Source organism: Gimesia sp. (assembly GCF_048260065.1).
Lineage (GTDB): Bacteria > Planctomycetota > Planctomycetia > Planctomycetales > Planctomycetaceae > Gimesia.
In genome coordinates this window covers 51,232-65,464 of record NZ_JBLXHC010000003.1, presented here as the reverse complement: position 1 = coordinate 65,464, position 14,233 = coordinate 51,232, and the positions used below count along the sequence as shown (strand labels likewise).

General features: G+C 49.3%; 11 protein-coding genes. 9 read left to right on the top strand and 2 right to left on the bottom strand.

From position 1 onward, the window contains the following. Positions 1-2: 2 nt before the first annotated feature. From ACN0YN_RS06410 to ACN0YN_RS06385, 6 genes are all read left to right on the top strand, one after another. Positions 3-581: a hypothetical protein gene (locus ACN0YN_RS06410; RefSeq protein WP_417384171.1), complete on the top strand. Its 579-nt coding sequence runs from the start codon at positions 3-5 to the stop codon at positions 579-581. 18 nt (positions 582-599) lie between these two features. Then, a complete protein-coding gene (drmA, locus tag ACN0YN_RS06405; RefSeq protein ID WP_417384170.1) occupies positions 600-4,202 on the top strand; it encodes a DISARM system helicase DrmA in 3,603 nt (1,200 codons plus the stop codon). Then, entirely contained in the window at positions 4,199-6,061 is a 1,863-nt protein-coding gene (drmB, locus tag ACN0YN_RS06400) for a DrmB family protein (protein WP_417384169.1), read from the top strand. Before drmA ends, drmB begins: the two co-directional genes overlap by 4 nt. A gap of 3 nt (positions 6,062-6,064) precedes the next feature. Next, on the top strand, positions 6,065-6,874 hold the full coding sequence (gene drmC / locus ACN0YN_RS06395) for a DISARM system phospholipase D-like protein DrmC (protein WP_417384168.1): 810 nt from the start codon (positions 6,065-6,067) through the stop codon (positions 6,872-6,874). Positions 6,875-7,092: 218 nt separating this feature from the next. Further along, on the top strand, positions 7,093-9,180 hold the full coding sequence (locus ACN0YN_RS06390; RefSeq protein ID WP_417384167.1) for an argonaute/piwi family protein: 2,088 nt from the start codon (positions 7,093-7,095) through the stop codon (positions 9,178-9,180). Continuing rightward, positions 9,177-10,460, top strand: a complete 1,284-nt coding sequence (locus ACN0YN_RS06385) for a hypothetical protein (protein ID WP_417384166.1) — start codon at positions 9,177-9,179, stop codon at positions 10,458-10,460. Before ACN0YN_RS06390 ends, ACN0YN_RS06385 begins: the two co-directional genes overlap by 4 nt. 66 nt (positions 10,461-10,526) lie before the next feature. Here the strand turns inward: ACN0YN_RS06385 and ACN0YN_RS06380 are convergent, their stop codons facing one another. After that, a complete protein-coding gene (locus tag ACN0YN_RS06380) occupies positions 10,527-11,084 on the bottom strand; it encodes a hypothetical protein (protein ID WP_417384165.1) in 558 nt (185 codons plus the stop codon). 109 nt (positions 11,085-11,193) lie between these two features. Next, positions 11,194-11,787 (bottom strand): hypothetical protein, encoded by a 594-nt coding sequence (locus ACN0YN_RS06375; protein WP_417384164.1) that lies wholly within the window; start codon positions 11,785-11,787, stop codon positions 11,194-11,196. A gap of 356 nt (positions 11,788-12,143) precedes the next feature. Here ACN0YN_RS06375 and ACN0YN_RS06370 point away from each other — a divergent pair, with 356 nt between their 5' ends. The 3 genes from ACN0YN_RS06370 (at position 12,144) to ACN0YN_RS06360 (ending at position 14,175) form a co-directional block, all read left to right on the top strand. After that, positions 12,144-12,524: a hypothetical protein gene (locus ACN0YN_RS06370; protein WP_417384163.1), complete on the top strand. Its 381-nt coding sequence runs from the start codon at positions 12,144-12,146 to the stop codon at positions 12,522-12,524. 267 nt (positions 12,525-12,791) lie between these two features. Then, entirely contained in the window at positions 12,792-13,520 is a 729-nt protein-coding gene (locus tag ACN0YN_RS06365) for a hypothetical protein (RefSeq protein ID WP_417384162.1), read from the top strand. 112 nt (positions 13,521-13,632) lie between these two features. Next, positions 13,633-14,175: a hypothetical protein gene (locus ACN0YN_RS06360; protein ID WP_417384161.1), complete on the top strand. Its 543-nt coding sequence runs from the start codon at positions 13,633-13,635 to the stop codon at positions 14,173-14,175. The last annotated feature ends 58 nt before the right edge of the window (positions 14,176-14,233 follow it).

Genomic DNA, 14,233 nt, shown 5'->3' with positions numbered 1-14,233 from the left:
ATATGTCACAGAGAATGATGGACGACAAGTTTTTCAATCAATGTATAGTACGTGACGAATGCTCGAAACTCCATTCGGTTTATAGTGCCATTGAAAGCTGGGAAGACCTTGCCGTGCGAGAATGGCAAGCCAGTCGGCCCGATACGACACAAATGAGCGATTTGCAGGCGGATTGGGCAGCAGACCATTTCAACGACCAAGCCTACATGATGCACGTCACCAAGCAGTCTATGCTAGGAAGCCTTGCAGTCACAATAGCTTCGTCCGTCGAGAATTTCTTCGGCGCACTCTGTGAAGATCGAAACATTCAGCTGGGCAATCGGGCGGGATGGGGGGAGAAAAGGCAAAGGCTCGAAACCGATCTCGGAATCTCGTGCGACGATCTTACGGGGATTGAGCAGGTAACGAGAGTTCGTCTGCTGGGGAACTGCTTCAAGCACAATGAAGGCAAGGTGAATTCAGAGTTTGTTGACATGTGTAGTGGTAATGAAGGGAACGAAATTGATTTCAACATTGAAGATTGGGAAACTCTCATCAAATCCACAGAGCGATTCCTTCTCGATCTCATTAGCCACACATAGGATTCAAGGCGTGTAACAATGACTGTTGAACCAGCCCTAAGCAAAATTCCCAATCAGAGTGAAATTCGAGCCGAACTCGAAGCGATGGTTATCGGTGATTTACTCGGCCCTGCCGGTGGCGAGAGCGAAGAACTCACAGAACGCACAGTGCGTGATCGCTACATCGTCGGCGTACTTGCTCCCAGTCGAGCAGGCGATCAGCCCCTTGGCACACCATCGGAGGAAGAGGACGAAGATATTCCCCTCATCCCCGATGAACTAGCCGAAGGTGGGAGCGACACTGCTGACGATGGAACGACGGACAAGGATGTGCCCGTTCCATCAGGTCATCTACCCCCATCTATCGGCATGACATTCTCGGTTGAGGGTGATGCCAAAGCGATCAAAGTCTCGGCTTCATGGGGGCAATACAAAAGGGAGGTTCGGGAAGAACAGATCGACGAACGCACCGGCAAGCCGATTCGAGTCTGGCAGCGGTATGCTCGGGGTGGTGTGAAAGAAATTTCGCTCAAGGAAGGTCCGATCAAAGCAATCGCTCCAGACGCTCAGTTCGACGATATATATCTGCAAGGACGAATCCGTAAGCGAAATTCGCATTGGGTTATCACGCTGTTTCTGATTAACGCACAGGAAGAAGGCAAACCGAAAGACGAGTTCCATATCTTTCAGCCAGTCGTCACAGTTAAGGGAGTCGATAGTAAGCCTGTTTTCTGCAAGCGGATGACCGTTGGCTCGAACGATGACCTCGAAGAGCACTTGATGGCGATGCTGTACCGGAATCAGGTTGAATTTGCTGTCGGCCACGGAGTGAGCGTTCATGCGGAAGTTTCTGATGAATCTGCTGACCGAGCTACGCTGATCCGAACTGAGTTCATTCCCCGCCACGAACTTCCCCGTACTGCTCCTCCAACCGAAGATGATGCCGACAAGAACTCAGCATTCGGCAAGCTGAAGGGGCTGGTTCTCGACATGAAGGAACTGGCCGAGGCGGACAATAAGAAAATGCCGAAGATGCTCGGTCCGCTGATCACTTCTTATCGTGAATGGATCGATGGTGAAGAGAAGAAACTGAACGATCCCGACGAAGGCTTATCTCAATTCGGTGTTGCTCCTGAAGTTGCTATCAAAAACTGTCGTCTGACGCTGGAGCGGATTGAAGCGGGGTTACAACTTTTGCAACAGGACGAGAAGGCGTTTGAAGCCTTCCAATTCATGAACCGGGCCATGTGGCTTCAGCGAACAAAATCGATTTTTGCCAATGCAGTTCGTCGTGGTTCGGAAGCTCATTATGACGACTTTGACATTCCCAGGAATCGAAGCTGGCGTACTTTCCAGATTGCTTTCATCCTGCTGAACATTCCCGGCGTCACCATACTCGACCATACCGAACGAGGCGAGGGTGCGGACGCTATCGCCGACTTACTCTTCTTTCCCACAGGTGGTGGTAAGACAGAAGCCTACCTCGGCCTCTCTGCCTACACAATGGGACTACGAAGACTGCAAGGTACAATTGCAGGACGAGTTGGCGATGAAGGTATGGCTGTCTTGATGCGGTACACGCTACGGCTTTTGACTATCCAACAGTTCCAACGAGCCACAGCTTTGATCTGTGCTTGTGAGGATATCCGCCGCAAGTCGTTGGAAAAAGGCGATTCTCGTTGGGGCAAGACACCATTTCGCATTGGCCTCTGGGTCGGTCGTCGCACGACACCCAACCGTACTGATGACGCTGCCGAAGCGATCAAGCAACTTCGTGGTAATCAGTACGGCGGTGCTGGAATCGGTTCGCCATATCAGTTGACTGCTTGTCCGTGGTGTGGGAGTGCCATCGAAGGTGGCAAACATCTCGACGCCAAGCCTTATCCGCATGGTTCGGCTCGAACATTGACCTACTGCGGTGATAAGTTCGGTCAATGCCTATTCAGTCGTCGCCAAGCACCGGACGAAGGATTGCCGGTCGTCGTGGTGGACGAAGAGATTTATCGGCGTTTGCCAACACTGTTAATCGCCACTGTAGACAAGTTCGCCCAGATGCCGTGGAAGGGCGAAGTTCAGATGTTGTTCGGTCAGGTTAACGGTGTCTGTGAGCGTCACGGCTTCAAATCACCCGAGATTGAGGACTCTACTTCCCATCCACGCTCCAAAGCGGGCCTCCCTTCTGCGAAGTTGCTGGAGCATACGCCGCTACGACCACCTGACCTCATCATCCAGGATGAATTACACCTCATCAGTGGGCCGCTGGGTACACTGGTCGGCCTTTACGAGACGGCCATAGACAAGCTCTGCACTTGGGAAGTGGATGGCAAGCCGGTTCGTCCCAAAGTAATCGCATCGACGGCGACAATTAAGAATGCCGACGTACAAGTACACAGTCTGTTTCTAAGAACGGTTAACGTCTTTCCACCTCCCGGCCTTGATGTGCGTGACAACTTCTTTTCAGTGCAGCGAGAACCAACCGACGAAGACTTCGGGCGATTATACATCGGAGTCTGTTCACCGGGCCGTCGCCTCAAAGCCGTACTGATTCAGGTATATGTCTCGATGCTTTGCTCCGCACAGGCCCTATATGAAAAGTATGGCAAGGCAGTTGATCCCTGGATGACAGTAGTGGGATATTTCAATTCGATGCGAGAACTGGGTGGAATGCGGCGTCTTGTTGACGACTCGATCAATACCCGTGCCCGCAAACAGGATCGACGAGGCTTGGCTAAGCGGTATCTTAGCGGTGACTATCTGGCTGAATTGACGAGTCGAATGCGGTCAGAAGAAATCCCTCAGATTCTCGACAAGTTGGAAGCGATCTTTGATCCTGAGGCTGAAGAACAACGCAGACAGGCGTTCAAAAAGAAGGACTATAAAAATGTCCCCAAGAAACCACTCGATGTTCTGCTTGCCACGAACATGATCTCGGTCGGTGTGGACGTGAGCCGATTGGGACTGATGGTAGTTGGCGGTCAGCCCAAGGCGACAGCCGAGTACATCCAAGCGACCAGTCGTGTCGGTCGTGCTTTCCCTGGTTTTGTTTGCACCGTCTTCAATTGGGCACGGCCACGGGATATGTCCCACTATGAAACCTTCGAGCATTACCACTCGACATTCTACAAGCACGTAGAGCCATTGTCGGTAACTCCATTCTCACCCGGTTCATTACAACGTGGACTTGCCGGGCTGCTCGTGTCGATGGTTCGCTTGCGTGGGACAGAGTTCAACCCAAATGAGTCAGCAGCTCGAATCACAACGAGCAACCCATACATTCAGGATGCGATTGACACAATTGCCAAACGAGCTGAATTGATAGGCGATGGAACTGTGACAGGAGATTTCTGTCGAGCAGAACTTCTGAAGAAAGCGGACCTCTGGCAAGCTGAAGCTCAGAATACTACAGGTGGTCGTACTTTGACCTACCGAGAACCCTTTGGAGAAGGATCGAAAAAAGGCACGACGGTCAACTTGCTCCACAGTCCAGGGTTGGAACGCTGGGAAGAATTTACTTGTTTGAATTCTTTACGTGAAGTAGAACCACCAGTGAAGTTCATCCTCAGTGATGGAGGACTTGATGGTCGTGACTCTGATGACAATGAAGAAATTGAAACTACCGACCAACCGGAGATCGAACAATGAGTACCATATCATCCCAAATGCGACGGTCGGAAGTCGGCGAAGTACGCCCCAGTCAAATACTAACGACTTATGGTATTGGATCGTTGGTCGATCTGCCTAATATGTCTGTGATTGTAATGGGACTGGACGATTGGCCGATCTCACACTCGTCCGAAATCGCTGAAGAGCGTTTGCTGCGGTCCGCACAGTCAATTCTAGGACCACAGGTCACTCGATTCCTGACACCTCCTCGTGGCCCTGAATCTGTGGGTACGCAGACCAACTGGTTTGATGAGTCTCGTCAGATCGGAGTTCCTGTCGCACCTTTCCCACGCTGGATGGTTTGTACTCGGTCACAATGCCGACTACTCGCACCGCTGAGTTCAGGACTATTCGAGCCGAAACAACCACCCTATCGCCCAGACAAAGCGTGTTACGTTCACAACTGCACGACACAGGGCCGTCCTCCGATGGTTGTTCCTGCACGCTTTTTGGTGACATGTGATCATGGACACCTTGATGATTTCCCGTGGTTGGAGTTCGTTCATCGTGGGACAACAGATTGCAATGGGCCGCTGAGAATGTTCGAGTTTGGGCCATCCGGTGAGATGGCCGATGTCACCATTGTCTGTGATAAGTGTGAAAGTCGTCGCAGGATGGCTGAAGCTATCGGGCCGGTTGGGTCAAAGAACATGACTAGTTGCAAAGCACGTCGTCCTCATCTGCGTGATAACGACCCGAATGGGTGCGATTGTGATAGCGTGCGACCCATTGCCCTTGGTGCATCCAACCTCTGGTTTCCAGTTGTGATTTCGGCGTTGTCGGTGCCACAAGCGGCTGATGATCTGGGACGTTTAATTGAAGACAACTGGGCCGTCTTAGAGAAGGCAGCTACCATTGAAGTCTTGAAGGCGTTTCGAGACATTGGCCAATTAAAAGATCTCAGCAAATATACCGATGAGCAGATTTGGCAAAAGCTCGAAGAAAAGAAGGCTGGCACAGGCAGGGAGGAAGAAGACCCAGACGACTTGAAAGCCCCCGAGTGGAAGGTCTTCATCAACCCATCAAAAGCCAAAGAGGGGCGTTCCTTCAAGCTTCGCACGGTTGATCCACCAGAAGACTTTACGTCCTACTTCGATAAAATTGTTCTAGTAGAGAAACTACGGGAAGTTCGGTCGTTGGTTGGTTTCACACGGCTGATGTCTCCACGAGACTTTGATAATCCGAAGGATGTCCCTCAAGATCGTCGGGCCGATATCTCACGAAAGAAGCCGTCGTGGTTGCCTGCCAGTGAAACTCGGGGCGAGGGTATCTTCTTTCAGTTCAGTGAGGAGATGATACGGAAGTGGGTTAAGAAGAATCACGTGTATGAACGTGAGTTTGAGCGGGCACACACCGGCTGGAAAGCATCGAAGAATATCCCGAACCCTGATAGTGGGTATCCTGGTATTCGCTTCGTCTTGTTGCATTCCTTTGCTCACGCCCTGATTCGTCAGCTTTCCATCGAATGCGGCTACACGTCAGCGTCAATTTCGGAACGGATTTACTCTCGCAATCCAGACGACGGCGAGGCTATGGCAGGCGTTTTGATCTACACATCTGCTCCTGACAGCGAGGGAACCTTAGGTGGTCTATGTGCCCTGGGTGAACCCGAAAAGCTCAACAGACACATCAAGCGGGCATTGGAGAAAGTTAGCTTGTGTTCCTCTGACCCATTGTGTTCCGAGCATGAAGTCGGTGGAGGTGACACGCTTCATGGAGCTTCATGTCATGCTTGTTCATTCCTGCCGGAAACGTCTTGCGAACGAGGAAACAAGTATCTGGACCGTGCTTCCCTGACCCCTACGATGGAACGAACAGACGTAGCTTTTTTTGGATAATCTATGAACTCACATCATATTATCGTTGAAGCTGCAACGGCTCTTGCGAGTAGCTTACCAACCAGTACGGTTGAAACCGTTGCGGCGGCGATTTTCTCGTCCGGCACAACGAGCCTGAAGGCGGCAGTCACCAAGCGAATTCCGCACCATCAACATCGGGACCGAGCATTGTCCTTTATCGATTGCTGGCAATACGAGGCTCCTGATCTCGATAAGAGTGTTGTTGCCATTGCCCTACAGACAGCGGCTCTTTCGGAGCAGAAGCATCGAGACTCACAGACTGTCGAACTAGTTTGGACTGGTCCAGACGATGGTGATATTCCGTTCCGTCGAACTGAGCAGGCGATATTACAACTTTTGGATTCAGCCCAAGAGAGGATTACGCTCGTCAGCTTCGCCGTCTACTCGATCCCAAACATAGCCAAGGCTCTTGTTAAAGCGGCCCAGCGTGGCGTGAAGCTCACCGTAATCGTCGAAACGCCAGACAAACTGGGTGGTGAGAACGAGTACAGCACCCTACGAGCCTTGGGGGCACAAGTTGAAGCTTGCTCCTCGGTGTATTACTGGCCGAAGGAGAAGCGAAAGCTCAGTGAGAAAAACAAGCCCGGCATCCTGCATGTCAAGTGCGCCGTAGCAGACGGCGAGTGGCTGTTTCTGTCATCAGCCAACCTTACTCAGCAAGCTTTCACGATCAACATGGAATTGGGAACATTAGTTCGAGGTGGATCGATGCCCAAAAGAGTTGAACAGCAATTCACACGTCTGATTTCATCAGGCACATTCGCTCGCCTACCTTCTGATGGAGTATCGTAGTGACGTCTCAGTTATCGCTCAATGTACTGCCTGTAATCTTCGATGACGCCAAAGTCAATGTTGGTGTGCTTCCTTACGAGGACCGAGAACAACTTGCCTCTCTTCGCTCGTCATACAGTAATACGCACGTATTTCGGCGAGCCGGTGGAACTGAGATATGGTCGATCCCCTTCATCGACGGAGAACAGCCACTCGGTGATTCAACACGGGAAATCTGCTTGAGTGAACATCTTTGGTTTGCGGCGAATCTTGTTCAAAATGCCTTGCTGCAAATGCTTCTTAAACTACCGAGAGAGGTCTTTCGGTTTGAACCACTTTGCTTTCTTGCGGATTTTGAAAAAGAGAATTTTCTTGCGCAATCTACTCCAAACGGGATCGTATGCCCCGATTGGTTGGGCGTCTGTCCTTCATTTGAATTGTCGGTAAGAAAGTTTGGGTTTGAACGTGACAGGCAGTTGTTAGGCGTTGCCATTGGAGTTCGGACGAAGAAGAGAATAGATCGTAATTGCAATCTACTTATTGATGATGGTCTAAATCTGATAGGACGCTACGTTGGAGTACACAAGCCCGCTTCAGACTCACGAATTCGACCAAAGCTCTCACTTGTTGGGCGGGTTGAGCATGTCAAAGGAGACGCCCTGACTCTAACAGACCTTAATGAACATGATAGAGATACTGTCTCATCAAGCGAGGTTTGGCTCGAACGTAGTTGGACTAACTTCAATGACTGCATCGCTCTCGCCTATAGCGATCAAGCACCCCATGTTCAGAACCGACTTGAACAATTACTCGCTTCTTTTAGGTCGGGACCAAGTCGACGAGCTAAATTTGAATCTATTGCGAATTACCTCGGACAACAGTCTCTTAATCTTGTTCCTGGTGTGTCATTCAGTCTCGGCAGCTTGATGGGGAGCAAACAGCATCCGCTTCCAACAATTCGGAACGCCCCAAAACCGGTTTATGTTTTTGATCCTGCGGGGGGGAGTACAGACATCTGGCATGATCGGGGACTCAACAGTTTTGGCCCCTACACGTCGCAAATATTTACTCCAACACAGCCACGCATCTGTGTGGTGTGTCAGTCAAGAAGAAAAGGTCGAGTCGAGCAATTCATCCACAAGTTACTCAGAGGCATTTCGCCTCCAAACTCGAAGAAAACTCCCCCTTTTGCAGCGGGTTTTATTCGTAAATACGCTTTGGATGACGCCTCCATCTTTTTTTTCGAGACGGAGGGTGATTCTGCCGATCAGTACAAACGTGCTGTCCATAAAGCTCTGATGTCTCAAAATGATGGGCAAAAGAAGTGGGACTTGGCTCTTGTCCAAACGGAAGACTCGTTCCATCAATTACATGGCGATGAGAACCCCTATCTCGTTTCGAAGGTTGAGTTCCTCACTCACCAGATTCCCGTACAAGAATTTGAGATCGAAACAGCAGAACTACCTGACACTCGAATCGGATACGCCTTGAACAATATGGCTTTGGCGACTTACTCAAAACTTGGTGGCATCCCTTGGCTCTTGAAGGCGAATCCAACGATTGCACATGAACTGGTCATCGGACTCGGCAGTGCCGAAAGCGGAACCAGTCGTCTTGGAGGAAGTGAACGAGTCGTTGGTATCACAACAGTGTTCACCGGTGAGGGCAATTACTGCCTCTCAAACGTTTCTCAAGCCGTTCCATACGATGATTACCAACAAACGTTGCTCGTATCGCTGAAAAAGACGATGATTGAATTAGCTCGGAGCATGAACTGGCAGAAAGGTGAACATGTCCGACTCGTCTTCCATGCCTTCAAACCTTTCAAGGATGCCGAAGCCGAGGCCGTTAAGAGCATAGTAGAATCACTCGGTGAGTACGATGTCGAATTCGCCTTTCTCCATGTTGTAGAAGACCACCCATTTCTATTATTCGATAATGCTCAGAGAGGTGTGCGAGATTTTGAGACAGGTGGTACGAAAGGAGTGCTTGCTCCAGACCGTGGCCACTTTCTCAGAATGTCGGGCCACGAGGTTCTGCTGACTTTAACTGGGGCCAGAGATGTGAAACGTGCAACAGACGGAATTCCCCGTCCGGTACTCCTGCGTTTAGGAAGAAACTCCACGTTCCATGATATGACGTACTTGACTCGACAGGTCTATACGTTTTCATCTCATTCTTGGCGAAGTTTCTTCCCATCCCCACTTCCGGTAACTATTCTCTATTCGGAACTGATTGCAAAATTACTTGGAAATCTCGGAACAGTTTCACATTGGAATCCAAGTGTGATGCTCGGACGCATCGGAGGGACGAGGTGGTTCCTATGACATCAACTCAAGATCTTCTCCTCGCAGATGCGTCAAAGAGCTTGCAAGTAATCATCACGAATTCGGCAGGAAGACATCCATTGGAGCAAGTGTTCGCATCGTGGCTTGTTCCCGATTGTATGCCGCTTTCATCAATTCGATCAAATATTGATGCAGCGGCATCGGCAAGTGGAGCACAGCGTACTTACCAGCAAGTTGCAATACTTGGCTATGCAGCCGAGTTGACGATGTGCGACGAGATACAGTTAGATGCGTTACGTAAAGGGCTGGATGTCCTAAGTGGCAAAGAACCCTTTGTGACAGGTGGTACCCTGATGGGGTTCGTGACGGATGGAGTTGCTCTGATGGGTATTGCCCGTGGCGTTGTATCCCTCAAAGAACAACCCCTCACTGATAAGATCCATCAATGGATTGATCGCTGTCGGTCGGCCTCGGCAGGATTTGCTGTCGTGCCATTCCAAAGGGCACTCATAGATGCAGCATCAGCCATTTTTCAACCGAATCACAGTGTCATCAGGTTGGACGATCCTCAATGCGCCGATGTTCGGGTGATGCTGCGATCCAAGGGGCTATTGGATGTTGAGCCACTGATGAATTCAGAATCTGACGAAATCCAACTCTTGACGGATTTACTTCATCACGACAGTGTGGTTACAACTCCTCTAGCTGCCATTCGGTTGTGTGCTCTCAGATACATTACTTCGAAATCTCCCACTTTGGACCTGAGCAGGATTACGGTAAAAGACTTGGGTAATGTGCTGAGGCGAGTCGAAGCAGGAATGCGATTCTGGACGTGGGAAGACTCACCACGAACAAAACGAAAGGGAGCGGAAGCTCGAAAATGGCACATTGATAATGAGTACCACGTACAAAACCTATTATGGGTGATACTCGCACCACTGTTTCCTGACTTAAAGGATGAGGAATACACACCGAAGGTTGGGGCACTCCAGCCACGTGCCGACATATGCATTCCCTCAATGCAACTTATAATTGAGGTCAAGTTCTGGCGGTCTACTACGTCATCACAAGACATGATCCGAGAAATTGCCCAGGATAATAGCCTGTATCTCGTGAAGGGATCACGATACAAAAAAATAATTGCCTTTGTGTGGGACGATGCCCGGCGAAATCATCAACATGATGTCCTCATTCAAGGTTTGCTTGACCTTCAAGACGTGATTGACGCCATTGTTATCTCACGACCAGGTAATTTGATTGAAATGTTATCTCCCCCAGATGAGAAAAATACAATAGACCAACTGGAAGACCAAACATAGCATCTCTGAAACGTTCTAATTGTTGATTATTCAGTTCGGGAATTGGCTTCTTAACCTGTTGGGAAGTCACTGCTCGCCGTGGCGATTCAGCTTTGACAAGTGCCTCGCCAACTTCTTTTCAATCTGAAGGAAACGCATCATGGGTGACGTCAACTCCTCCGTCTTCGAAAGTGCAACTTCCTTCAATTCATCGAGTCGTCGTGAGAAGTCATCGTTGATGACGGCTTCGAGTTGAAGCCCAAAACGCTCTTCGACGAACTGTTGAATTTCGGAAACATCTCGAAGTTGGTTGTACATTGCTGATGCCGTTTGGTTCTTTACGATCGGCGACCAGAACATTGGTACAACTTCGTAATCGGGGAAATATACCTTGGCATACGTGAGCCCCTTGTCGAATTTGTTCGTCAATCGAGGCACGTTGTCAGGCCGCTTTTTCTTCACATACTGCAACCCTGTTTCGAGGTGAACAGCAACTTCGCAAACGTAGACCTTTTTGTCACGAAGGTTGATGCCAACAACATCAATTTCTCCTTGCACTTCAGGAATCTTCAGGTTCGGTTCAACAAAATCGCAACCGTACACCCACTTCAGATACTCGGCGGCTATTTCTTCTCCAACGTTCATGTCGCTGCCCCTTTGATGATTTCATGCGTTTTCGGTACAGGTGCAGCCAATTTGATCGGCGCACTCACTCTCTTCAAATCGAATCATTGTGTTGTGGCGTTTGGTTCTGTTAGCCATCTGATTCTTCCTTGGCTGGCCGGTTCTGCAATCGAGATTCTCGTTCATCCTCTGTCAGCTGCCTTCGTGGGGCAGAATCACTTCTATTCTTGAATGGCCTCTTTCTAATTACTGGCCGTGGTAATCCCTCAATCTTTTCTGGTTTGGGGTATTGCCTGCAAAGCTCAGTAATGAACTGATCAAGGATGTCTTTTCTTCTTCGCCTGGCACTTCTGGTAGAGACAGCTTCGAGCCATTGACAAACTTTCTGCTGCATTCGAATGAGTCTCCCATCCATTACATGAAGTTCGAGGCCAGGGTTTTCTAATTTCTTTGCATACCTCTCTATGAAACGACGTACAGCCAAGTCTTCTTTGCTGAGCCGATATACCTTTCCGCCCATTCTTGTCTCCCCACGACGGAGCTGACGCTCCGTCGTGGGCTTGTCTTGCGCCGCCGAGCGCTGCTCTCGGTGCCGAACGACCTTGCAGAGATTGCGGTTGACTTCGACTCCTTGATCTGCCAACACAGTTTGAATCTCGCTGGACGTGAGGTCCGGTTGTTCCCTCAGTAATACCCGAATCTGACTGGATTTACTGACTGCCACACGTCTTCTCCTTGCATGGTTACAAGTACGGTTACAGATACAGTTCCACGGTACCTTGAAAAGCGACTGGCTGCAACATGCAACCAGCCTGCAAAGCCCGATGCAGATTCAAAACCAGGGCGACCTTCCAGGGAGCGAATTGTCATGTAGCCGTTTCTCAGCAATCGGCCAATCGGTCGGATTCGCTCGCTTTCGAAGCCTCTCCCTGATTGGTTACAGGTACGGTTACAGATACGGTGGCTCTGTGCATTGCAAGGCGACTGGTTCCATGTTGCGGCCAGACTGCAAGGCCCTACGCAGTGGTTGTGTAGGACGTGCAACTGTCAATGTAATCCCATAGATCGGAGACAAAAGTGATGCTCAAATACAAGAATGACGGCCAGGATATTGTGGAGACCAATTATTGGAAATCCGAGTGGAACGACCAGCAAATGATATACGCCTCATGCAATGCGGGTGCTGTGCGGCTTTTGCTCCCAATCAGCTTGGCTGACGCAATTTTGGCCGAGACAAAGAATGCGTCCCATGTCCGAATAAAGCGAAACGCTTCCTTTGTTGAATTTGAATTCGAAGATGGACAGCCCAGCACATATCGGCTTGTCTTGAGCAATGGTTCGTTTGATTTGTTGCCGGGCGATCCCGGTGATAGAAAATGGATTGTATCGGCTTGGACAATGAAAAGCAGCAAGCCTTACAAAGCAAGCGAATGGTCAAGCGAGTGGCAAGACCGCCGCTAAAGACCATGATCCAGAAGATCGCTCGTGATGCTACTTTCCGTCGCCCTTACGTACAACTCAAGGGTAGCCCTAAGCCGAGTGGCCTGAACGTGAGAAGCGAGGGACACGTAAGAAACGAGAGCAGTGATAGCGACAAGGCAATTATGGATGCCAGTAACAGATTACTGCTCACTACTTTCTCGATCCCAGAATCATTTTACGAGAACCAGAATACCTCCCGTGCGCTTTCGGTCTGCGCAAAAGGTCCAATCTAATAAGGATAAAACAATGAAAACAAAAAAACGATTCCAAAAACTTGTTCAGGATTTGAGGAATTCTCTACCGAAGGAAAAAGTTTATCTTGCAGAGGATTTACATCGTACTGCTGGTGAGACTCGAAGGGAATTTACATCTCTCCAAAAATCACTGGCCGACGAAACGCAACGTCGAGAACATTTGCAGGTAAGACTCGCTGCCACGTCAAAAGAGATTCAAAAAGCCAAAGATGATTCTAAGACTTCACAGAGCAAGCTTCGTGAACTGGAGAAAGAATTCGCTCTACTGACTAAGATGCATTCTAAGCAACTTCTACCTTACCACGATTCTGTTATCGACAAGATACTCGAATTCCTACGAGTTATTGATCCTGGAGCCTCTTCACTGGAGACTGTCCGACAACATATCGAAGACGGATTTATAAACCTGGATGCAGACGTAACGACAACGCTCGACTCGCTCACTGACGAGGATGTAGTTCGAATTCTGCAATATGTAGGAAATGCATCTCGGGAAGTATTTTTCGACAATCTCACAGAAGACGCTAATGGTTTATTTGACATAGCACCCGAACTCGCTGAACTCACTTTAAAACGAATGCATTACGGCGTATGCGATTATTTGGCGACAGCTTATCTCAAAGGAGATATCTGTCTTCCGCTACATCCGAGTGTGATCGAATTCACAGGAAGGCTTTCTAATCTTCCACTCTCTGATATACGCATCACGATGTACGAGTGATCTGAACTACTCAATCTTAACCGTCTCGTGGTTGGCCCAGCCTAAATCTAAGCCAACCACTTCTATTTCCCATACTTCGCATCTGTTGTGCGTTCATCAGAAGGTCATTCAAATGAATAAACAATTGAAACAATCTCACAAATACGAAACTTATGATCTATCAGATCCTAAAACCTGGCAAGAGATGCATCGGCCGAATGCTAATCAGGAGATCAGCGCTGCCAGTTACAAGGAACTCCTGCTGCGAGTCCTGGAAGAGCATCGAGGCTGGATTCGTAATGACGAATTTCTTGCCATCGTGGAAAAGATCTTTGGCCCGATCTTCAGCAAGGCGGACAGGCGAATCGTGAATGGGCGTCCCAAGTGGATGAATGCAGTTGATTGGGCAAAAGCAAGTCTCACATCGGCAAATATGATCCGTACTCGATCTCATCAACGCAATGGCAGGAGAGAGTCATATATTGTGCTGGCATCCCATGTAGAGTTGATTAGATGGGTAATCAATAAAAAACAATCAGCCAGATTTAAAAAGCGTTGCCCGAAATGCAATGAAATACGTCCGCTTGCGGAAGCCTTTTGCGGTGAACGAGCGAAGGGTGGGTGCCGCTACGTTTTTCCAGTTTCGAAAGAGCGAGTAGATCGGTTGCCTCAGTAATCAACACGTGAAGTAGCTCGGCTGTTTGCAATTTTGAAAAAACAGGTTCGTACACACA